19 protein-coding genes are annotated in these 22,214 nt (G+C 64.7%); 7 read left to right on the forward strand and 12 right to left on the reverse strand.

The genetic code is table 11. The features are described 5' to 3' along the window. The first annotated feature begins 16 nt into the window (after positions 1-16). The gene (locus tag LWF01_RS11170; protein ID WP_349637469.1) at positions 17-1,150 is read left to right on the forward strand and encodes a GNAT family N-acetyltransferase; all 1,134 of its coding nucleotides are present in this window, start codon (positions 17-19) and stop codon (positions 1,148-1,150) included. A 21-nt stretch (positions 1,151-1,171) separates the two neighbouring features. Here the strand turns inward: LWF01_RS11170 and LWF01_RS11175 are convergent, their stop codons facing one another. The 6 genes from LWF01_RS11175 to mtrA form a co-directional block, all read right to left on the reverse strand. Further along, positions 1,172-2,461 carry a winged helix-turn-helix domain-containing protein gene (locus LWF01_RS11175; protein ID WP_349637470.1) on the reverse strand — a complete coding sequence of 430 codons (1,290 nt, stop codon included), beginning with the start codon at positions 2,459-2,461 and terminating at the stop codon, positions 1,172-1,174. A gap of 105 nt (positions 2,462-2,566) precedes the next feature. Continuing rightward, positions 2,567-3,280, reverse strand: a complete 714-nt coding sequence (gene hpf / locus LWF01_RS11180; RefSeq protein WP_349637471.1) for a ribosome hibernation-promoting factor, HPF/YfiA family — start codon at positions 3,278-3,280, stop codon at positions 2,567-2,569. A 315-nt stretch (positions 3,281-3,595) separates the two neighbouring features. Further along, entirely contained in the window at positions 3,596-4,348 is a 753-nt protein-coding gene (locus tag LWF01_RS11185) for a ComF family protein (protein WP_349637472.1), read from the reverse strand. Between the two features lie 94 nt (positions 4,349-4,442). Further along, complete coding sequence (locus LWF01_RS11190; RefSeq protein WP_349637473.1) at positions 4,443-6,149, reverse strand: LpqB family beta-propeller domain-containing protein; 1,707 nt, start codon at positions 6,147-6,149, stop codon at positions 4,443-4,445. Next, positions 6,142-7,914, reverse strand: coding sequence for an MtrAB system histidine kinase MtrB (gene mtrB, locus LWF01_RS11195; RefSeq protein WP_349637474.1), 1,773 nt, complete (start codon positions 7,912-7,914; stop codon positions 6,142-6,144). Before mtrB ends, LWF01_RS11190 begins: the two co-directional genes overlap by 8 nt. Then, positions 7,911-8,591: an MtrAB system response regulator MtrA gene (gene mtrA / locus LWF01_RS11200; protein WP_349637475.1), complete on the reverse strand. Its 681-nt coding sequence runs from the start codon at positions 8,589-8,591 to the stop codon at positions 7,911-7,913. The genes mtrB and mtrA overlap by 4 nt, the downstream gene beginning before the upstream one ends. 132 nt (positions 8,592-8,723) lie before the next feature. On the opposite strand from mtrA, the gene LWF01_RS11205 reads away from it, so the two are divergent. From LWF01_RS11205 to LWF01_RS11225, 5 genes are read left to right on the forward strand one after another with little or no spacing between them, the layout of a single operon-like run. After that, positions 8,724-10,136, forward strand: coding sequence for a hypothetical protein (locus LWF01_RS11205; protein ID WP_349637476.1), 1,413 nt, complete (start codon positions 8,724-8,726; stop codon positions 10,134-10,136). Continuing rightward, positions 10,133-10,834: a DUF4129 domain-containing protein gene (locus LWF01_RS11210; RefSeq protein ID WP_349637477.1), complete on the forward strand. Its 702-nt coding sequence runs from the start codon at positions 10,133-10,135 to the stop codon at positions 10,832-10,834. The genes LWF01_RS11205 and LWF01_RS11210 overlap by 4 nt, the downstream gene beginning before the upstream one ends. Then, positions 10,831-12,117, forward strand: a complete 1,287-nt coding sequence (locus LWF01_RS11215; protein ID WP_349637478.1) for a DUF4350 domain-containing protein — start codon at positions 10,831-10,833, stop codon at positions 12,115-12,117. Before LWF01_RS11210 ends, LWF01_RS11215 begins: the two co-directional genes overlap by 4 nt. Beyond that, positions 12,114-13,205, forward strand: coding sequence for an AAA family ATPase (locus LWF01_RS11220; protein ID WP_349637479.1), 1,092 nt, complete (start codon positions 12,114-12,116; stop codon positions 13,203-13,205). The genes LWF01_RS11215 and LWF01_RS11220 overlap by 4 nt, the downstream gene beginning before the upstream one ends. Before the next feature lie 7 nt (positions 13,206-13,212). After that, entirely contained in the window at positions 13,213-14,505 is a 1,293-nt protein-coding gene (locus tag LWF01_RS11225) for a DUF58 domain-containing protein (protein ID WP_349637480.1), read from the forward strand. Positions 14,506-14,532: 27 nt separating this feature from the next. Here LWF01_RS11225 and LWF01_RS11230 read toward each other — a convergent pair whose 3' ends face one another. Beyond that, positions 14,533-15,528, reverse strand: coding sequence for a stage II sporulation protein M (locus LWF01_RS11230; RefSeq protein ID WP_349637481.1), 996 nt, complete (start codon positions 15,526-15,528; stop codon positions 14,533-14,535). Positions 15,529-15,613: 85 nt separating this feature from the next. On the opposite strand from LWF01_RS11230, the gene LWF01_RS11235 reads away from it, so the two are divergent. Then, positions 15,614-16,492 (forward strand): RDD family protein, encoded by an 879-nt coding sequence (locus LWF01_RS11235; RefSeq protein ID WP_349637482.1) that lies wholly within the window; start codon positions 15,614-15,616, stop codon positions 16,490-16,492. An 8-nt stretch (positions 16,493-16,500) separates the two neighbouring features. On the opposite strand, the gene LWF01_RS11240 is transcribed toward LWF01_RS11235, so the two are convergent. The 5 genes from LWF01_RS11240 to LWF01_RS11260 all read right to left on the reverse strand — a co-directional run bounded on the left by LWF01_RS11240 (position 16,501) and on the right by LWF01_RS11260 (position 22,104). Next, entirely contained in the window at positions 16,501-17,709 is a 1,209-nt protein-coding gene (locus LWF01_RS11240; protein ID WP_349640901.1) for an acyl-CoA dehydrogenase family protein, read from the reverse strand. Between the two features lie 114 nt (positions 17,710-17,823). Then, positions 17,824-19,278, reverse strand: coding sequence for an adenosylhomocysteinase (gene ahcY / locus LWF01_RS11245; protein WP_349637483.1), 1,455 nt, complete (start codon positions 19,276-19,278; stop codon positions 17,824-17,826). Beyond that, entirely contained in the window at positions 19,275-20,198 is a 924-nt protein-coding gene (locus tag LWF01_RS11250; protein ID WP_349637484.1) for a cation diffusion facilitator family transporter, read from the reverse strand. Before LWF01_RS11250 ends, ahcY begins: the two co-directional genes overlap by 4 nt. Positions 20,199-20,237: 39 nt before the next feature. Continuing rightward, positions 20,238-21,686 carry a phosphomannomutase/phosphoglucomutase gene (locus LWF01_RS11255; RefSeq protein WP_349637485.1) on the reverse strand — a complete coding sequence of 483 codons (1,449 nt, stop codon included), beginning with the start codon at positions 21,684-21,686 and terminating at the stop codon, positions 20,238-20,240. A 28-nt stretch (positions 21,687-21,714) separates the two neighbouring features. Further along, positions 21,715-22,104: a DUF3499 domain-containing protein gene (locus LWF01_RS11260; protein ID WP_349637486.1), complete on the reverse strand. Its 390-nt coding sequence runs from the start codon at positions 22,102-22,104 to the stop codon at positions 21,715-21,717. Positions 22,105-22,214: the final 110 nt, after the last annotated feature.

Below are 22,214 nucleotides of genomic sequence, written 5' to 3' on the forward strand. Positions count from 1 at the left end.
TGAGAGCCTTAGGTTCATGTCAGACAGCGATCCGAAGCCGGCACTTTCTCTCCCGATCCTAACCGCCGGAGACCTCACACTTCGACAACTGGGCGATGCCGACATTCCTGGCATCGTTGCCCAGTGCACCGATCCGGACTCCGTGCGGTTCACCAATGCTCCGACACCGTATACCGCCGAGGATGCCGCCCGTTACGTCCGGGAGGTAGCGCCGGAGGGATGGCGGAGCGAGTCGCTCCTCACCTTCGCGATTGAGTACCGGGGCGAGTTCGCCGGTTCGTTGAGCCTTCGACCGGAAGAGAAGATCGCGAAGCTCGGCTTCGGGCTGGCTCCGTGGGCCCGGCGACAGCATGTGATGACCCGGGCAATTCGGCTCGCCATCGGCTGGGCGTTCGACCGGCTGGACGTCGACGCCGTGCATTGGACGGCAGGATCAGAAAACTGGGCCTCGGTTAGGGTTGCGTGGGCGCTGGGCTTCCGGATCCTCGGTCCGGTCCCCGCGCTACTCAACCAGCGGGGCGTGCTGGTCGACGGCTGGTTCGGCTCGCTACAGCGGGACAGTGCAATGCTGCCAACAGCGCCATGGCTGGAGCCCGTTCCGCTCTTCGATGATGCCAGCGAGGAGACCCCGATCCTGCTCCGCGCAATCGAAGAGGCGGACCTCGAGCGATTTGCCGAGGGCTGTGCCGACCCACTCACGCAGAGCTTCTCCACCATGCTTGAACAGCCGTTCACGCTGGATAGTGCGCACCGCTACCTGCAGCGGAGCCGAATCGTCGCCTCGACCGGCTCCGGTGTGACCTGGGCGGCGACCCTAGCCCGTAATGGCACCCTGATCGGCTCGGTCGCACTTTTCAATATTTCCTTCCCGCACGCGAACGCGGAAATCGGCTATTGGCTGCATCCTGACTCACGCGGGCTGGGACTGGCGCAGCGGATCGTTGCCCGCGCGGCCCGGCACGCCCTGATCGATGTCGACGATGGCGGCCTCGGCCTGCAACGGATCACCGCCCGGGTGATGACTCCGAACTCGGCGTCGGTCGCCGTACTTGAGAAGGTTGGATTCACCAAGGTCGGCAGGGAATTCAACGGGTTGCGCGGCAGAGACGGCCAACCTCAGGATTCCTTTCTGTTCGAGCTACTGCCTTAAAACACTCGCCGGCGATGACGGCTAGGCCCGCTCCGCGCCGGCAGCGACAAGTCCCGGGCCGAGGTCGCCCATACCGGTGACGGCTACCCGTTCCAGGCCGAGCCAGCGGGCCATCAGGACGAGTTCCTGGTAGAGCTCGACTGCGGTCGTCTCCGGCGCATGAGGCTCGGCATGGGCTGACTGCACCCGGAGCAGCCCGGCCTCACGATCGGCCTTGAGATCGACTCTGGCAACCAGCCGATCCCCCAGCAGGAATGGCAGCACGTAGTAGCCGTGCACGCGCTTGTGTTTCGGCACATAGATTTCCAGCCGGAACCTGAAGTCGAAGAGCGCTTCGGTCCGTGCGCGCTCGAACACCAATGAGTCGAAGGGGCTCAGCAGTGCCCGTGCCCGGATCGCTCGAGGCTTGCTCGCATCTCTGGCCAGGTACGCGGTGCGTTTCCAGCCTGCGACCTGAACCGGCTGCAGTTCCCCGGCATCCACGAGCCGGCGGATTGCGGGCTGCACCGCGCTGGCAGGGAGCCTGAAGTAGTCGCGCAGGCACTGCGCCGTTCCGATACCGAGCGCCTTGGCGGAAATCCTGAGCAGTTCGACTATTGCCTCATCCTTCGGCGGGGGCGGCGTTGCCGCAATGTCAGCGGGCAGAATCCGCTCGGTGATGTCATACCGGCGCTCGAACTGCGGGTTACGGCCCGCGGAGCCGATTCGGCCGGCCCAGAATAGCGCTTCCAGTGCGGTTTTCACCTGCGACCAGTTCCAGCCCCAGTTGGTTCCCGACGGGGCGGGCATATCGTGCGACAGGCACTGGTCCAGCCGACTTGCCGTTATCGGACCACGGCGCGCCACTTCGTCGTACACCAGCTCCAGCAGTTCGGCATATCCCGGAGTGTCCTGCCGCATCTTTCCCCAGGCTGTCTCTTTCCAGCTGTCCATGCGCCACTGCAGCAGCCGATACGTTGCGGGTGGAATCAGCGAAGCCTCGTGAGCCCAGTACTCGGTCAGCACCCTTGGCCGGCTGGCGGTGGCCCGGTGCAGCAGGTCTCGGTCGTAATGGCCGAGCCGGGAGAACAATGGGAGGTAGTGACTGCGGGAGAGCACGTTGACCGAGTCGATCTGCAGCAGCCCGATCCTGTCGATCACGCCCTTCAGCGAACGCATGCTTGGCGGCGACGATGGCCTCGGCTTGTGGAAACCCTGCGCAGCGAGAGCGATCCGGCGCGCCTTCGCCTGGCTGATATTGGCCGTGCTGACAGTGGCTTGACCGCCGACAGCCTGTTCGAGGCCGGGCTTGCTGAGGTTGGTCTGGGTCATGGCCACCAGAGTAGCTGCCGGCACCGACAGGTGCCCGCCGCCTGCTGGCAACGGGCACCTGTACGGCTTCCTTAGCGGCCACCTCCATGGCGACCTATAGAAGGATCAGCCGACTTGCTCGGCATAGGGGGCGTCGTCCTCGTCGTGGCCTTCGAGATCAGAATCGAGGGTAATCACCCCGTAGCTCCAGCCACGACGCCGATAGACGACAGAAGGTTGTGAGGTTTCCGAGTCAACGAATAGATAGAAGTCGTGCCCGACAAGCTCCATTCGTGCCAGAGCATCGTCTAGGCTGATCGGCTGGCCAGGAAATACTTTCTCACGTACCAACACCGGACAGTCACCCTCGGCGTCGACCGGGCGATGATGTCCGTCCGCGGTGTCCTTCACCACATGGGTGGATGGAGTTGGCGGGGCGGGAGCCGGCGTCTCGGAGGCTGGTGCTTCCTGGATTGCCGCTTCGGGTGGTAGTTCCGCAACCACTTCGGCTACGGATTGCGGACGACGACGGCCGCGGTGCACCTTTTTGCGATCCCGGGACCTTCGCAGGCGTTCCATCAGCTTGCCAAACGACAAATCGAGAGCGGCGTACTTATCTGAGGCTGCGGCCTCTGCGCGAATCACGGGTCCTTTGGCCCAAACTGTCAGTTCGACTCGTTCGGAGGAGTCGGATTGCCGCGGGTTCTTCTCGTGCGTGACATGGACGTCAATTCGCTGAGCTCGCGGTGCCATTTGCTCAACCTTGGCCAGCTTCTCATTGAGGTGATCCCGAAAGCGATCCGGTACTGCGAGATTCCGGCCAGTTACAACAATGTCCATGGGGGTTTCCTCCGCTCGTGAAACTTAAAAATTGATGCGCTTCAGGCACTTAGCGGCCCGGCCCCAGCGACAGTTAGGGGCGCTCGTCACCTCCTGCGTTGTTGCCCGCCGCTACGCGCCGCATTCCGCGCGCCGCTTCGGCGGTGATCCACAACGGAACGGCTCCAGCTCGCCGCATCGGTCTGGTCATTGCGTGACCAGGTCTGCCAATGCGCGGATAACTCGCTCCATAGGTAAAAGCTAGTCGAACGCCCGATGAATCTAAAGGGGAAACCGAAAATGATTCGCCGTGCGTCGCCGGCAGAGAAACCTGGATCAACTAGATGTCTTTGTCGTCGCCGCGATGACGGCGGCGGCGTCCACCCGATGCCCGCCACCCGCAAGCGCCCGGGCGGCCTCCGCGAGGGTCGCCCCCGTCGTGATCACGTCGTCAACCAGGACTATGCTCGCCGGTCCGGCCGTCGCGTCGCGGCGTTTCCCGGACGGAATCGGTAGCCGACGCCGGGCCACGGCCATCGACCCACTGACATTGCGTTGCCGGCCCACGGCGGACAGACCGACCTGATCCCGCACCGCTCTGCCGCTTCGGAGCATCGGGGCCACCCGAGCACGGATTCCGCTCGCTGCTAATTCTGTTGCGGCGCGGCGCGCACAGTCGGCAAGCACATCTGCCCCTCGCCGTCTGATGCTGCTTCGTGATGACGGGACCGGCACCAGCAGCAGTTCACCGCTCCGTCCGGTGCGGTCGTACTGCTCCTCCACCACCGCACTCAGGCTTATCGCCAGTGCGAGTCCGAGGTACTTTCTGAGGTCGCTCCGGCCGCCGTCCTTGTAAGCGACGATGATCGACTGCACCGAGCCCCGATACGGTGCCAGCGCCCAGCACGGGCGCCCGAAGTAGCGCGCTCCTGCTTCGGCCCGGAACGGCTCGCCCGCACAGTCCGCGGCGCAGTCAGAACACACAGCGATTCCCGGTTGACCGCAGCCCGCGCAGCTCGTCGGCAGGATCAGCTCGGTGAAGTCGTGGCATGCCCGCGACCAGAAGGTTGCTCGGTCCCGGAGTGTCATCAACCGATGATGCGCCGCCAGGGAACGATAGCCGACTGGTCCGAGCCAAGCTGTGGAAAAGGCTGTCAACCGCTGGGCCTGTGCCGACAGCTACTCAGCCGGGGTAGGACGGATCGGATCCCTTGATGTCGAGCAGTTCCTGCCACGATCCACCTGAGCGCGAGTACAACTTTCCGGCCGCGGTGCCGGCATACATGCTCTGGCCATCCGAGCTTGCCGTGATGCTCTGAATCTCCGGTACCGTCCCCAGCTCGCTCATCGGTCCGCCGACAACGAGGCGCCACGGCGCGAAGTCCGTCTCGCTGGTCAGCCGGCCCACCAGAGCCAGCTCGGTGTCACCGGCCCAGCTGATGTCCTTCACATCGTCGAACCGGGTGGAGATATCGACCGGCGAGTTCAGTCCGCTCGGTTCACCGGCCGACTCGTAGCGAATCCCGGTGACGTTGATCGACGACTGGCCGCCCGTGCCAACGGACAGTACGGCGATACGGGCGCCGTCCCGCGAAATCTGCACGGCCTTCAGCTCCCGGTCAGCCAACCAGGGCGCCGAGATCGTCACTGGCTTACCATCCCCGCTGATAGCGATCAGGTTGCCCTCGTTGTCCGCCTCACCGGTCCACAGCCAATCGCGCGGTGCGTAAGATGGTGCGACGAATGACTTTCCTTCCGCAAGGACCCGGATATCGGCCGGATCGTCGGTGCCGACCTCGTAGAGCTTCTTTCCGCCATCGCCAAGGAACGCGTACCTGTTGCCGGCCAGGGAGGCCGCTGGCCGGCTGGGTTTCAGCTCGGCGAGGCTTGGCACGCCCGAGATCGGATCGACCTGCGTCGCGGACACCTGCCTGAGCTGACCGTCGGCCACAACGACCGGCTCCCCTTCGACCTGTGGATTGCTCTGCGCCTCCTGCTCCGGAGTGGAGCCGAACTCGCTACTACCGGCAAACACCTCGACACTCTGGATCGATGGAATCTGCCTCAGGGTTGCCTCGATCTGCTGGCGCATAAGAGACTTCTGGTCGTTGGACACATCCTGGGCGGCGTCGTCCAGGGTCACCGTTGCCTTGCCGTTCAGGGTGGTTACTGCTTTGAGCGGAAGCTTGGTTCCTTCCGGGAAGGCGGAAATCGCCGCTCCGCCCAGCCAGGACACCGGGCCGTCCAGAAGAGCCTGCACCAGGTCCGTCGCCGCAGCCGTCCGCTTAATGAACCAGCGAACGTCCGGCACAAGGTAGTCGTAGCCCGAGTCATAGAAATAGACGGAGTAGGCGTCGAACACGCTCTCGAACATCGATTCGGACAACACAATGCCGTTGGGAACCGAGGAAATTCGCCATTGCCCGTCGACTTTCGTCAGTCCGAACATCTGCTTCGTCGACTTGCCTGCCGCAGCCGCCGTGTAGCGGCCTTCGCTATCGACGGTGGCAGCTATCGGGATGTCGATTGAATACTCCTGCCCTTCCTCGGCGATTCCGCCCCGGATGTCGTTCAGGTATTCTCCGCGCGGATAGATGGAGACGCTCTCCAGCGGGTTCCACGTTGCGGCGGCGCCCTGGGTCAGGAACTTCTTGGCCACCGCAAAATTGTTCGCTGTGCCCTCGGCGGCAGCGATGAATCCACGGACGATCTTATTCGGATCGGCGCCCTTTTCCGGGCCGGAGGCACTGATCTGAGATCGGGCATCCTCGTCGCTTGTCCCCGGGTCTCCGACGCCGACCGGCCCGGAGGTCGGGATGCCGGCGCAACCGGACAGAACCAGCAGCAACATCGTGATGCCCACAACCAGGGCGCGAAATGAACTAAGCATGGTTATCCCTCGGATTACTCGACGATTCCCTGCTGTTCAGGCTGGTTTCGGCTCTGACCGGGAGCACCGGCAGGCTGCCGGTATTCAGCCGGACGGAGGAGTCGCTGGACAGCGGTTCGATCACTTCATCGTCTTTCCTTGCCGCACTGCTGGCGTCGGCGGGCGGCAGCGGCAGCGGCGACGTTTCGAGTTCATGACCCGGCCGCCGCGGAATGGTGAGCCGGAAACAGGAACCCTCCCCCGGCCTCCCCCAGGCCTGCAGCCATCCGGCGTGCAGGTGGGCGTCTTCCAGGGATATTGCCAGCCCGAGTCCGGTGCCACCAAGCGTTCGCTGCCGAGCGGGATCGGCGCGCCAGAAGCGGTCGAAGACCCGTTCTACCTGTGAGCGGTCCATGCCGACTCCATGGTCGCGCACGCTCACCGCGACCGCGTCTGCGTCCGCGGCGAGGTAGATGTCAACAGGCTTTCCTTCGCTGTGTTCGATCGCATTCACAACCAGGTTACGGACGATCCGTTCGATCCGGCGTGAATCGATGGCCGCCATCATCGGAGCGGACGGGCCGTGAATGATGACCGGCGTTCCCGCTTGCTCAGCCACCACTTCCACCGATTCCACTACCTTGTTGACCACGCTGACCAGGTCGTCGGCCGCCGCGTCAAGCGCAGCAGCCCCGGCGTCGAAACGGCTGATCTCCAGCAGGTCGGCCAGCAGTGCCTCGAATCGCTGCACTTGGGAGTGCAGCAGCTCGGCGCTCCGGGCCGTCACCGGGTCGAAGTCCTCACGTGCCTCGTACATCAGTTCGCCGGCGATCCGGATCGTCGTCAGTGGCGTCCGTAGTTCGTGTGACACGTCGGAGACGAAGCGGCGCTGCAGCACGGACAGCGCTTCCATCCGGGTGATCTGGTCCTGCAGCGCGGAGGCCATGTCGTTGAACGACCTGGCCAGCGTCGCGAGCTCGTCCTCGCCGTGAACGGGCATCCGCCTGTCCAGGTCGCCGCTGGCCAAAGTGTGCGAAACGTCGGCGGCGACCCTGACCGGTCGGACCACGATATTTGCAACGGTCCAGGCGATCGCGGCGACCAGCACGATGAGCACCAGGCCGGAGATGACCATGGCGCGCTGGACGAATTCAAGTGTGTTCTGCTCCTCGGTCAGGTCCGAGATGACATAGAGCTGGAACTGACCGGCCCCCGGAATAGTAACAAGGGTGCCGATCGCGAGGCCCGGATCGACCGAACCGTCGTAGTTACTGAGTTCCATCGCCTGGTAACGCTGCTCGCCGCCTGCGTCCTTCACCGATTCGATCAGGTCCGGCGATAGCTGTTTCACCGAGTACGGCGGTTTGTTCTTCTGGGTTTCCGATATCGGCGAGACGCTGGTGGCGCCCTCCATTGGTTCCAGCGCCACCGCGCGCAGCGGCAGGGTCGAGCTGGACATCTGGTCGGCAAGCGTGGTCCGAAGGGTGGTGGACAGATCGCCCTGGGACGTCGCCGCCTCATCGTCGGAAAACGCATTGAGCTGCTGGGCGAACTGGTCGGTGATCTTTGTCGCGGAGCTCAAACGCTTCTCGAAGAGGCCTTTGGCGATTTCCTGCGACATGTAGGTTCCCACGCCGTAGATCGCGAACGAGGTCAACAGGATGGTCGCGGCCACCACCCGAAACTGCAGGGAGCGACGGATAAGCGAAACAACCCAGCGCCATCCCTTACCTATGGCCCGGGCACAGCTGCCCAACCAGGTACCAATGGCTGGGCGATTGCTCACGTTCCCTGGCCCGCCCGATATCCCACGCCACGAACGGTGACCACGATGTCAGGCTTCTCCGGATCACGTTCGATCTTGGACCGCAGCCGTTGCACGTGCACGTTGACCAGCCGGGTGTCGGCGGCGTGCCGGTAACCCCAGACCTCCTCGAGCAACACCTCGCGGCTGAATACCTGCCAGGGCTTGCGCGCGAGCGCGACAAGCAGGTCGAACTCAAGCGGGGTGAGGTTCACCGGCTTGCCGGCCCGGATCACTGAATGCCCAGCCACATCGATCTGCACGTCGCCGACGGTCAGCATTTCCGGCGCGACGTGGTCGGTTATCCGCAGCCGGGCACGCACCCGGGCGATCAGCTCTTTCGGCTTGAACGGCTTGGGCACATAGTCATCGGCTCCTGACTCGAGGCCAAGCACGACGTCGACAGTGTCGGACTTAGCCGTCAGCATCACGACCGGCACCCCCGATTCCGCCCGGATCTCGCGGCAAACCTCGAGGCCGTCCTTTCCGGGCAGCATCAGATCGAGCAGCACCAGATCGGGGCGAACCCGCCGGAACGTGTCCAGGGCGGCGTCGCCGTGGGCGCAGAAAAACGACTCAAACCCTTCACTTTTCAGGACGATGCCGATCATCTCGGCGAGAGCGGTGTCGTCGTCGACGACCAGAATGCGACCTTTCATACCCCTATGTTCTCTCAAACCCGGTCAGAATCGTGCATCACCCCACGGCCGCGTCGGCTTTCATGGCACGATAGGAGTCGACGAGGACCGAAGTTGACTCGACGATAGATGACGAAGCCGAAGGGAAATTGCGTGACGACACCTCCGCATCACGATCCCCGTCCGCAGCCCCAGTACGGCCAGTACACCCCGCAGGAGCAAGACGCACCGCAGCCAAATCCATCGGGCCAGCCCACGCCACAGGGACAGCCGGCACCACAGGGACATGGCAGCCAGCCCACGCCACAGGGACAGCCGGCACCACAGGGACATGGCAGCCAGCCCGCGCCACAGCAGCAGGTCAGGCCGCAGCCCCAGTACGGCCAGTACGCGCCACAGGGGCAGGGCAGCCCACAGGGACAGCCCACCCCACAGAGTCAGGGCAGCCAGCCCGCCGCCCCACAGCAGCAAGGCGCCCCACAGCCAAATCCGTGGGGCCAGTCCGGCTCCTGGGAACAGCCCGCCCGCTGGGGCGCACCGCAGAACCAGGGCCAGACTCCGGGGGCAGCAAGCGGCTCGGGCTACCGGCCCGCACCGAAACCGGGACTCGTTCCACTGCGTCCGCTGAAGCTGGGCGAAATTCTGGACGGCGGCTTCCAGGCGATTCGAAAGAACCCGAAGCTGATGCTTGGCCTGCCGACGATAGTGCTCGGGATCACCCTGCTTATCGGCGCCGGCATCACCGTCGGCTTCGTTGCCCTATTCGGCAGTCAGCTGGCCAACTCGCCGCTGACCGACGAGGCCGAACTCGGCGTCTCGGTGCTCTTTCAGGCGGTGAGCGTGGTGTCGGGGATAGTGATTTCGTTTGGCACGCAGCTCGTCTCCGGCTTTCTCGTGCTCTATATCTCCCGTGCGGTGCTGGGCGAGTCACTGACGATCAGCGAAGTGTGGCAGAAACTCAAACCCCGGGTCTGGGCTCTGCTCGGCCTATTACTGCTGCTGACCGCCGCGGCCCTCCTATCCGGAGCCATTCTCGCGGCACCGGTGGTTCTGCTCGCCGTCGCCGGATCCGGTGTGGCCGCTGCCGTGATCGGCGTCCTGCTGGGACTGCTCTGGCTGCTCGCCCTAATGTTCTTCGGCATCCGCTTCGCGCTGTCGGCTTGCTGCCTGGTGCTGGAGAACGTTGGCATCATCGTCTCGCTCAGGCGATCCTGGCAGCTGACGGCGAGAGGGTTCTGGCGTTTCACCGGCATCTTCCTGTTGTGCTACCTGCTCATTTCCATCGTGGTAAGCATCATCACCACCCCGCTGACATTTGTCGGCAGTATCTTCGTCGGCGTGATCTCGTTTGCGGTCGGAGACAATGAGGCCGCTCTTATAGTCATCGTGGTCATAGCGGTAATCCTCTACGCCGCGGTCACCATCGTGGCATCGGCCCTGCAAGCGAGCTATCTTGCCGCAACAACGTCCCTGCTGTATCTCGACCAGCGCATGCGCCTCGAGGGGCTCGATGTCCAGCTGCTCGAAGAAGCAGACCTGATTGCCAGGCGAAGCCCGGAGCAATGACGATGCAGTTGTCGCTTTACTCCCTCGTATCCGGGGCAACGCCGGACTCCGACCCGCCCCTGCAACCCTCCGACGACGAAGCGCGCAGGTGGGTACTGGAAGAACTGGGAAAGCCGGAATATCGCCAGGGCGACGTCACGCTACTTGAACGGATCGGCGCCACAATCGAGAGGTTCTTCTCGTCGTTTGACGGGCCAGGGGTACCCGTCTCACCGGTCGGCGTCGTCATCCTGATCGTCGTCGTCGTCGGCCTGATCGGTGTCGCCGTCTGGTGGGCCGGCAAGCCCCGGCGGCGTGGCCTGGGAGCATCGGCGAACGCCGTATTCGATGTCGACTCGACGTTGAGTGCTGCCGCGCACCGCAACCTGGCGGAGCGAGCGGCCCGGATTGGTGACTGGCAGGTCGCCATCCGGGAAAGGTTCCGCGCCATCGCCCGCGAGTTGGAGGAGCGGACCATCATCGAACCGAGGCCTGGACGCACCGCGCACGAAATCGCCACCGAAGCCGGTCCGATCCTGCCTGAGATAGCGGATCGTCTGCTTGGCGGAGCCGGAATATTCGACGATGTCTGCTACGGCTCCCGGCCTGCGTCCGCAGCCCAGTACGGCGAACTGAAATCACTTGATCAGTCGACCGCGAAGGCCAAGCCCGAATTCGATGCCGCGGCTCCGGCCGCGGGCTGGGCCGGACCGCAATGAGCGCGGATATCGATATTGCCACCCGCGGCGAGGTCACCGGCGACGGAACAACGTTCTCTGCCCGCTCCAAACGGCGCTGGCTCACGCTTCGTTCCTGGCTGGTGCTCGGCGCCGTCGTCATAATCCTTGCCGTTGCCACCGTGTTCGTCACCAACCAGGCGGCCCCGGAGGACCGGCTGGGAGCCGATTCCTCCCGCCCCGACGGTGCCCGCGCCATCCTGAAAACCGTCGAAAACCAGGGCGTGGACGTCACGTCGACGACACGGCTGGACGAGGCAATGGCGGGGGCCGGCGCTCCCGGCAGCACCCTGGTCATCTACGACGCCGAAGATATCCTCGGCGACCAGACTCTCGACCAGATTGCCGTGCGGGCGCAGGCGAGCGGGACAAACGTCGTGCTTATCGATCCCGGCTTCACACTGCTCGAGAAGTTCGCGCCGGAAATCGCGCTGGCGAAGAACAGCGGCGCGGTGGATCCGTCCAGGGCGAGAGCGCTGGACGAATCACTGCCCGCACCCGTCGCCGCCGACTGCGCGCATCCGGCGGCCGAAGCGGCCGGAAAGATCAGCGCGGGCGGCCGGCAGTTGCAGACAAAAAGCCAAGGATCGGACGTTGCCGTCTGCTTTCCGGAGCCCGGTCAGGATGTCGGGGCAGATGGCCAGCCCAGTGGCAGCTTCGCGAGCTACACCAGCGACGACCGCCGGATAAGCGTGATCGGAAACTGGTCGATGCTCAGCAACGGCTTCCTCGCAGACAACGGAAATGCGGCACTGGCGCTGTGGTTGTTGGGCGAAACGGATTCCCTGACCTATTACGAGCCATCGATCGCCGACCAGCCCACGAACGGCACCCAGCCGCCGTCACTGGGTGAACTGCTGCCGGACTGGGTCATCCCGGTCTTCGTCTGGAGCTTCCTGCTCTTCATCGTGACGATCTTCTGGCGTGGCCGCCGCTTCGGCGCCCTGGTCTCAGAACCGCTCCCGGTCGTCGTCCGGGCGGCCGAGACGGTCGAGGGTCGCGCGCGGCTGTACCGAAGGTCCGGTGCCCGCGAGCGCGCGGCACTGACCCTGCGGGCAGCCACTATGAGCAGGTTGGCGCGTCGGCTCAAGTTGCCGCGCAGCAGCGACCCGAAGGACATCGTCGACGCGGTAGTCGGTAAGACCGGCCGGACGCAGCAACAGGTCGCCGCGGTTCTGCTCTACGAGCGCCCGCAGGACGATACGGCCCTGCAGCGCCTGGCCCTGGATTTGCAAACCCTAGAGAGAGAGGTTCAGCAGCCGTGACTGCAGGACAATACCCACCCACGCCACAGTACCCACAGGCTCCGCAGCAGCAGCCGACGGCATTTCCGCCGTCGGCCAACGGGTCCGGTGCCGGGCATCAGTCGGCACCCACCGGACAGCCGGCGTCCGCTGCCACCAGCGATCCGCTCCGGAACCTGCTGCTCGACGTTCGCTCGGAGGTCGCCAAGGCTGTGGTCGGCCAGGACAACACCGTCACCGGGCTGGTCATCGCGCTGCTCTGCAAGGGACACGTCCTGCTGGAGGGTGTTCCAGGTGTTGCCAAAACACTGTTGGTCCGGACCCTGTCACATGCACTGAGCCTCGACAACAAGCGGGTCCAGTTCACACCTGACCTGATGCCTGGCGACGTGACCGGTTCGCTGATCTATGACAACCGCACCTCAGACTTCTCCTTCCGTGAAGGCCCGGTCTTCACCAATCTGCTGCTCGCCGACGAGATCAACCGGACGCCGCCCAAGACTCAGGCGTCCTTGCTCGAGGCGATGGAAGAACGCCAGGTGTCCGTCGACGGACAACCCAGGCCGCTGCCGGTTCCATTCATCGTGGCTGCAACACAGAACCCGATCGAATACGAAGGCACCTACCCACTACCGGAAGCGCAGCTCGACCGCTTCCTGCTCAAACTCACCATGCCGCTTCCCGAACGCCACGATGAGGTCGAGATCTTGGTCCGGCATGCCTCGGGGTTCTCTGCCCGCGACCTGGACGCCGCCGGCGTCACGCCGGTCGCGGGTGCCGAGGACCTCGCGAAGGCCAGTGAGGCGGTGACAACGGTCCAGGTGTCAAACGATGTGATGGGCTACATCGTCGACATTGTGCGCGCGACGCGGAACGCACCGTCCTTCCAGCTCGGAGTCTCGCCCCGCGGCGCCACGGCTCTATTGGCCACCTCCCGCGCCTGGGCCTGGCTGGCGGGCCGGGACTACGTGACCCCGGACGATGTGAAGGCGCTGGTAGGGCCGACGCTGCGGCATCGGGTCAGGCTCCGGCCGGAAGCCGAGCTCGAGGGAATCAACGCAGATACAGTGCTCGAAGGCATTCTCCGCACCACGCCGGTACCGCGGTAGCGTCGCAATGGCAATAACCGGACGATTCGTCGTTCTGACCGCGCTGTGCGCCATCCCGCTGGCACTGGCGCCCGGCTGGGCTACCGCATGGTTGCTGCTCGGCGGACTTGCCGCCCTGATCATTCTCGACCTGCTGCTCGCCGCGTCACCGCGGGGGGTGGCGGTTCAGCGCACGCCGCCGGCGAGCGTCCGGCTCGGGCAGCCGGCCAGTTCGACCCTGACGGTGCGTAACGCGAGCCGGCGACGTCTGCGTGCCACGCTGCGTGATGCCTGGCCGCCATCTGCCGGCGCGGAGAATAATCGGCACTCGCTATCGGTGCGGCCGGGCGAACGCAGACGGTTCTCTACTCCGATGCTGCCGACCCGTCGCGGCGACCGGATCGCCGCTGCGGTGACGATCCGGTCCTTCGGGCCGATGCGGCTGGCCGCTCGCCAGGCCAGCGTCAAGGTGCCGGCCCGGTTACGGGTGCTGCCACCGTTCACCTCCCGCCGGCACCTGCCCTCGAAGCTTGCCCGGCTGCGCGAACTCGACGGCCGGACTTCGGTGATGATCCGGGGCGCGGGCACCGAGTTCGATTCGCTCCGGGACTATGTGATCGGTGATGACGTCCGGTCCATCGACTGGCGCGCCACGGCGCGACGGCAGCACGTCGTCGTGCGTACCTGGCGGCCGGAACGTGACCGCCGGGTACTGATAGTCGTGGACACCTCGCGGACGTCGGCAGGCCGGGTGGAAGGAGAGCCGCGGCTGGACGCAAGCATCGACGCCGCCCTGTTGCTCTCCGCGCTGGCCTCCAAAGCAGGCGACCGGGTGGAGATGATAGCGATCGACCGCCGGGTGCGGGCCCGGGTGCAAGGGGCCACCGGCAACGACTTGCTGCCGTCGATGGTCAACGCCCTGGCGCCGATCGAACCGGACCTGATCGAGGCGGACTGGTCGACGATCGCCTCAACGATTACGTCGAGCATGAACCAGCGGGCGTTTGTCGTGCTGCTCACCCCGCTGGAGTCAGCCGCGGTGATCGATGGCCTGCTACCGGTCGCCCGGCAGCTTTCCGCGCGGCACACAGTGGCCGTTGCCTCGGTTGCCGATCCGCGGATCGCCGAAATCCAGAGCCAGCGGGACACCCTGGACGAGACCTACGCGGCGGCATCCGCCGAGCGCGCGGCACTTGACCGGGCAGCGGTCACGGCGGCGCTGAAGAACGATGGTTTCGAGGTTATCGACGAATCACCTGATGAGTTGCCGCCGAAGCTCGCCGACCTCTATCTGGCGCTTAAGGCTGCCGGCAGGCTGTAGTCGGGTCCGCGTTATTCGCTCGGCGCCCTAGCCGACGGACGCGCGCTCGTCGCCGGCATCTTGGCGTTCCAGGTCACCAGTCTCACCGTCGCGGGCAGCTCTCCGGCCAAGTGCTATTGCGTAAGTCCACAAGGCGATGAAGAAGATGACGCCGATGCCGATCCGAACCGGGACCGGCAGCGAACTCGGCGTGACGTACGCCTCGACCAGGCCGGAGAGGAAAAGCACGAGCACCAGTCCGAGCGCGACGGTGAACAGCGATCGGCCTTCCTCCGCCAGCGCCCGCACTCGGGTCCGCGGCCCCGGAACTACCCACGCCCAGAAGATCCGCAGGCCGGCCGCCGCCGCAATGAATATTGAGGTCAGTTCGGGTATGCCATGCGGAAGTATGTAGGTGAAGAATGTGGTGCCGTAGTCGAAGGCAAAGAGAATGCCGGCCATGATCCCGACGTTGACCGCATTCGAGATCAATCCGTAGATCACGAAGACGCCGGTGATCCCCAGCGCGATCCATTGCGCGGCGATCCAAGCATTGTTCGTCCAGACCCCGGCCGCGAAGGAACTTGCCGGGTTCTCCGAGTAGTACGCGACGAAGTCGTGCTCCGCGATGGCCTTCAACGCCGCCTCGGGCGCCAGTGCCTGCTGCACCTCCGGGTTATTGGCGACCCACGCCGCCGTCAGCGCCGCAATCAGCACGAAGGCCAGCCCGATGCCCAGAGTCAACCAGCGAAGCCGGTACAGCGCGACCGGAAATGACACGACGAAAAAGCGGCCGATCCCGGCGAAGGCGCCGCCCGGCGTGCCGGTGAACTTCGTTCGGGTTCGGGCGATGATGCCGGAAAGCCGAATCGACACCGAGGACTCCGGCGCGGTGGAGCGGATGACGGACAGATCGGTCGTTGCGTGCTGATAGCGGTTCATCAGTTCGTCGGCCTCGGCGCCGCTCAGGTTCCGTTGTTTAGCCAACGTTTCAAGCCGCTGCCAGCTTTCGCGCTTCGTCAGCACAAATGCATCGAGGTCCAAATGCGTTCTCTCCTCATCCAGGCTTATCTTCTCTCCTGGGAAGCCTATCGGTATCCGTCCCGGGTGATCACCGTACACTCGCTATGTGAGCACTGTAGTTACCGGCGAGGCGGTTGCCCTCGACCTGAAGCCCGCCTCGATCGCGATGCGTGGCTTGGGCACGCTGATCGACTTCGTCGCGATAAACCTGGTCTACATCGGATTGATCATCGCCACAGCCTGGGTGCTGGACCGGGCCGCGGCCGACTCGTCGTCCCTGCTCGGCGCCTTCGCTCTCGGCTACTACGTCCTGGTCTACGTCGCCATTCCGGTGACGGTAGAAACGCTTACCCGGGGAAAGTCGCTGGGAAAGCTCGCCGTTGGCCTGCGAGTCGTTCGTGAGGACGGCGGCTCGATCCGGTTCCGGCACGCGCTGATCCGTGGGATGCTCTGGCAGGTCGAGGTCGCCGCTGTCTTTGGCGGCGTGGCCGCCCTGGTCGGCTTGGTCAGCCACCGTTCCAAGCGGGTCGGCGATTACCTGGCCGGGACCTACGCCCTGAGCGACCGGGCGGCCAGAAACAAGGTCCAACTCAGCGTTATGCCACCGCGGCTGACTCAGTGGGCGGCTACCGCCGACATCCGCTCGCTCCCGGATGACCTTGGCGCAAGAATCTCTCAGTTCCTGTCGAACGCCCCGCGGCTGAATCCGGGGGCCAGGATGGCGTTGGCGGTAAGCCTGGCCGAGCAGGTGAATCGCTACGCCGCTCCCGCTCCCCCGCCCGGAACCTACCCGGAAGAATTCCTGGCCGCCGTCTGCACGGTCCGGCGCGACCGGGACTTCGAGCGCCTCGCCCGGCAGGCCCGGGAGCTCCAGCGACACGATGAGGCCCTGCATCGGCTGCCGTTCAGGATGGACGAGTACGATCCCGAACGCAACTACGGTGCCAACGGCTATCCGCAGACTACTCGCGAGGTCAGCTACTAGCGGGCCGGCTACTGGCCGGTCGGCAACGGCCCGAGCACTGCCTGCGCCACTGTGCTGTGCGCCGATTCGTCGTCGGACGGGTGATAGATCCCGGCCAGGACATCGCGATACAACCGGGAGAGCTCGCTGCTCGCCGTATATGACGCTCCCCCGGACACCTGCAGACCGAGGTCGACGACCCGGCGCGCGTCGGCAATCACCCTGGTCTTCAGGCCGGCAAGCTGCCGGAACCAATCCGCGCCGTGTTCCCGGCTGCCCGGCCCTGCCGATACATCTGCCGTCAGCCCGTCCAGTTGAAGCGTCATCGAGTCGACCAGCATCGCGGCGTCAGCGATCTTCCAGCGGATGTCCGGATCCATCGAGAGCTTCTGACCATCGAACTTCATCGAACTTCGCTGCCCGACAGCCTGAACCGCGAGGGCGAGCGCACGGTCGGCAATCCCGGCGTAGACGCTCGGCACCAGGGTCAGGAAGCTGGAGAATATCCCGAACACCAGCGGATCCGCGTTCGGCCCGACCGGCAAGTCGCGCACGATCTGACTGGCCGGAACGTGCGCCCCGGTCAGCACCGTGCTTCTGCTCTGCGTCGCCCGCATGCCGAGTGGATCCCAATCGTCGGCGATCCGGTAGCCGGCCGCCGCGCGGTCGAGAAAGCCGTACACCAGTCGCGGGTCATCGGGGTCCGTGGCATCCTTACCGAAGATCCCGAGCTTCGTCCAGGCCGGAGCCAGCGAGGTGAAGATCTTGGTCCCGGTGTATCGGTAGCCCCCGGAACCGTCGGGCTCGGCCGCGGTTCGCGAATCGAAGAGCACCGAGTCGTTGCCGCCTTCGCTGATGCCGAAAGCGAACACCTCGCCGGCGGCAGCCCCCTCGATCACCAGATCCAGGCCATGATCGCCGCGTTCCGTCATCGCCATTGCCGCGGCGACCCAGACCAGGTGCATGTTGACCGCAAGCGCGGTGGCCGGCGCCGCTGTGGCGAGCCTGCGCTGGGCCCGGGCGACCTCGGTCAGCGTGAAGCCGGCACCGCCCCGGGCTGAGGGCACTTGCATGGTCAGGTATCCGGCCGCCCGCAGCTGGTCGAAATCCTCGGTGAAAAATGAATTGTTCCGGTCGTACTCGGCCGCTCGCTGCCGGATCCTGGTCAGGAAGGCGTCGGGAAGCAGTTCCTGTGCCCGGGCGCCGGGATCCTTAAGTCCAGCCGACGCCGGGACGATCCGCGGTGTCGCCTCGGCGCTACTGCCACGACCTGCCGCGGGCAGCTTGTCGTCAACGCCCTGATGGCGCGGATTTCGCTCGGACAATTCGCCTCCGTAGCCTTACTTTCTTAATTAGTACCGGTAATGATCCGACTTGTATGGGCCGGCGACGTCGACCCCGATGTAGTCCGCTTGTTCCTTCGTCAGCTCGGTCAGCTTCACGCCGAGCGCGTCGAGGTGCAGCCGTGCCACTTTCTCGTCGAGCTTCTTCGACAACCGGTACACCTGACGCTCGTACTGTTCGTGCCCGGCGAACAGCTCGATCTGGGCGATCACCTGATTCGCAAATGAGTTCGACATCACGAACGAGGGATGACCGGTGGCGTTGCCGAGGTTGAGCAGCCGGCCCTCCGACAGCACAATGACTGAATGGGCGGCGCGTGCCCCGTCGCCGGCAGAAGCCGGCAACCGCCACTCGTGCACCTGCGGCTTGATGTCGATCTTCTCCACGCCAGGGACGGCGGCCAGCCCGGCGAGATCGATCTCGTCGTCGAAATGACCGATATTGCCGACGATGGCGTTGTGCTTCATGCCGAGCAGGTGCTGCACGGTGATCACCCTGGTGTTGCCAGTCGTGGTGATAAAAATGTCGGCCTCGTCGAGCACGTCCTCGATCCTGGCCACCTGGTAACCGTCCATAGCGGCCTGCAGTGCGCAAATCGGATCGATTTCGGAGACGATCACCCGGGCGCCCTGACCGCGCAGTGCCTCGGCCGCCCCCTTCCCGACGTCGCCGTAGCCTACGATGAACGCGACTTTGCCGCCGATCAGAACGTCGGTCGCCCGGTTGAGGCCGTCGGGAAGCGAATGCCGGATGCCGTAGCGGTTATCGAACTTGGACTTGGTGACCGAGTCGTTGACGTTGATCGCCGGGAACAACAGTTCGTTGCCACTCGCCAGCTGGTACAGCCGGTTCACCCCGGTTGTGGTTTCCTCGCTGACACCCTGGATGCCTTCCGACATCCTGGTGAAGCGTTCCGGGTCCTCGGCCAGAGACTTCCGGAGCAGTTCAAGCAGGATCCGGTACTCGGCTGGGTCGGTTTCCGTGCCAACCGGAACCGCGCCGGCCCGCTCGAACTCCCGGCCCTTGTGTACGAGCATGGTTGCGTCGCCGCCATCGTCGAGGATCATGTTCGGCCCGTCGTGGCCGTCCCAGCGGAAGATCTGGTCCGCCGCCCACCAGTATTCCGCCAGCGTTTCGCCCTTCCAGGCGAAAACCGGAACGCCGGCCGGGGCATCGACAGTGCCAACGCCCACCACGACGGCGGCCGCGGCCTCGTCCTGGGTTGAGAAGATATTGCACGACGCCCACCGTACGTCCGCGCCGAGCGCGACCAGGGTTTCAATCAGAACCGCGGTCTGCACGGTCATGTGCAGGGATCCGGCGATCCGTGCGCCGGCCAGCGGCTGCGCGGCGGCGTATTCCTCACGCAGCGCCATCAGGCCCGGCATCTCGTGTTCGGCAAGCCTGATCTGATGGCGTCCCGCCTCGGCGAGGGAGATATCGGCAATCTTGTGGTCGATCATCGCAGTGCACTTATCCTAATGTCCGGCTCGAGGTAGATCACCCGAGCGATGGGTACGGCTTCCCTGATCCTGCGCTCGGCCGCGTCGATCGCGGCGGCGATATCGCGCCCGGAGTCGGTGGAGTCGATCGCGATCTTCGCGGCGACCAGAAGTTCTTCCGGACCGAGGTGAAGCGTCTTCATGTGCACGATGCTCATCACGCCGTCGCCGGGGATGGCGCGCTCGATGGCGGCCACGTGCTCCGGCGTCCCGCCCTCACCCAGCAGCAATGACTTCATCTCGATGGCGAGCACGACGGCGACGGCGACCAGCAACAGTCCGATCAGGCCGGTTCCCGTCGCGTCCCAGCGCCCGTCACCGGTAAGCAGCGTCAGACTCACGCCGAACAACGCCAGCACCAGTCCGGCGAGCGCGGCAAAGTCCTCAAGCAGGATGACCGGAAGCTCCGGAGCCTTCGCCGACTTGATGAACTCTGTCCACGAGCGCTTGCCGCGCACGCGGTTTGATTCCTTGATCGCCACGCTGAACGAGTAGCTTTCCAGGCCGATCGCCACGATCAGGACGACGACCGGCAGCCACCACCAGAAGCCTTCGATGCCATGCGGATGCTGAAACTTCTGCCAGGCCTCGTACAGGGCGAAGAGTCCGCCGACGCTGAACAGCACTATCGAGACGATGAAAGCGTAGACGTAACGTTCCCGGCCGTACCCGAAAGGATGCTGCGGCGTTGCGCTGCGCTTGGCGCGCTTTCCACCGATAAGCAGCAAAATCTGGTTACCGGAGTCGGCAACCGAGTGGATGGACTCTGCCAACATGGACGACGATGACGTGAGCAGGAATGAAATGAATTTCGTGATGGCGATACCCAGGTTGGCGCACAGCGCCGCGACTATCGCTTTTGTTCCGCCTTCGGTGGCCACTTCGCTGACATTCTCCTTCGTTGTGACTTCGGGTAATTTTTAAGGGCGCGAACCGGTATCGGCGATGATGGCGAGCACCCGGTCCCGGATCGATGACATCGAACCGATGTCCTGTGCCTCGCAGTTTAACCGGAGTAACGGCTCGGTATTCGACGGCCTGAGGTTGAACCACCAGCCGTCGGCGGGATAGGAAACGGTCAGCCCGTCCAGCTCGTCGATCTCGGCAGTCCCGAACTCCCCCGACCGGGCAGCCTGGCGCACCGCCTCGAGCACGACCTGTGCATCCTGCACCGTCGAGTTGATCTCACCGCTTGCGACGTACTGACTGTATTCGGCAACCAGTTCTGACAAGGTTCCAGTTGTGTGTCCCAGCGCCGAGAGCAGGTGCAATGCGGCGAGCATGCCGGTGTCGGCGCCGAAGAAATCACGAAAGTAGTAGTGCGCGGAGTGCTCTCCGGCAAAGACGGCGCTGGTTCGTGCCATTTCGGTTTTGATCAGCGAATGGCCGACCCGGGTACGGATCGCGCGACCGCCGGCGCGCGCAATTGTCTCCGGAACACACTGCGAGGTGATCAGGTTATGCAGGACCACTGGCCGCTCCTCGCCGAGCGCGCGTGCCCGGGCGATCTCCCGCTCGGCCACCAGGGCGGTCACCGCGCTCGGACTCACCGGCACGCCACGTTCGTCGACGGCGAAGCAGCGGTCCGCATCGCCGTCGAAGGCAAGCCCGAGATCGGCGTCGTGTTGTTTGACCGCGGCAATCAGGTCACGCAGGTTGTCCGGTTCGAGCGGGTTCGCTTCGTGATTGGGGAAGTTTCCGTCCAGTTCGAAGAACAGCTCGATGATCTCCAGCGGCAGCCGTTCCAGGTCATTGGCGGCTCCGAGCACCGCAGGGACCGTCAGACCGGACATTCCGTTGCCCGCATCGATCACGATCTTCAGCGGCCGGATCCCGGAGAGGTCGACAAGGCCGCGCAGCTTGGCGGCGTAGTCGGCCAGCAGATCGCGTTCCTGGTAGCGTCCCGAAACTTCCGCGCTGGGCAGTGCGGCATCCAGCGAGGCGGACGACAGGTATTCCTCGGCGAGCCGGGACATCTCGGCCAGTCCGGTGTCCTGGCTGATGCCCCGGGCGGCCGGCCCGCACAGCTTGATGCCGTTGTAGCGAGCCGGGTTATGACTTGCGGTGAACATTGCGCCTGGAACGTCCAGCGCACCGGAGGCGTAATAGAGTTCGTCGGTCGACGCCAGCCCGATATTGCTGACGTCGATGCCTGCGCGAGTGACGCCGTCCGAGAACGCTTCAACCAGTTCTTCAGATGAGGGGCGCATGTCGTGGCCGATCACGATGCCGGTCCTGCCGCTCGGTATCACGACGACAGTTGCGAAGGCCGCGCCGAGGGCCCGGGCAACGGGGGCGTTGAGTTGTTGCGGAACAAGTCCTCTGACGTCGTAGGTCTTCACAACGGAGCTGAGATCCACTGACGACATTCTTCTCCTGGGCTGGTAGCTGTTTCGCTTAGATTTCCGGTGCGGCCGAACCGCGGTCGCGAAGTACTCGCAGATGTCCGCGTCTGCCGGTCTCCGTGCTGCTATCCGGCTCGGAGTGCGGCCGGGAGCTTTCCGGAGCCGGTTGCGGACGGCCGGCCTCGCGAACTGCGTCGGCGATGGCCAACAGGTCGTCCTTGCTGCGTTGCGGCGGGGTTTCACCGGGTGAAAGCCTGAGCACGTCCCAGTTACGGGGTGCGGTGAAGCGCTGCGCGTGTTCGCCGCACAGGTCGTACGAGTGCGGCTCGGCGTAGGTTGCCAACGGGCCGAGGACGACAGTTGAATCGGCGTACACGTACGTCAAAGTCGAGACTGCCGTGCCCCGGCAAGCGGTACGAGAACACTGACGAACATGAGCCACAAGACACGAGCGTACCGGTTGTCCATGCCTCGGGCGAACACGGCGCGCGCTAACCGTCGGCGGACCGCGCAGCCGACCGCACTACCTGCGGCGCAAAGTCGATTAGAGTT

The sequence above is a fragment of the Saxibacter everestensis genome, assembly GCF_025787225.1.
Taxonomy (GTDB): domain Bacteria; phylum Actinomycetota; class Actinomycetes; order Actinomycetales; family Brevibacteriaceae; genus Saxibacter; species Saxibacter everestensis.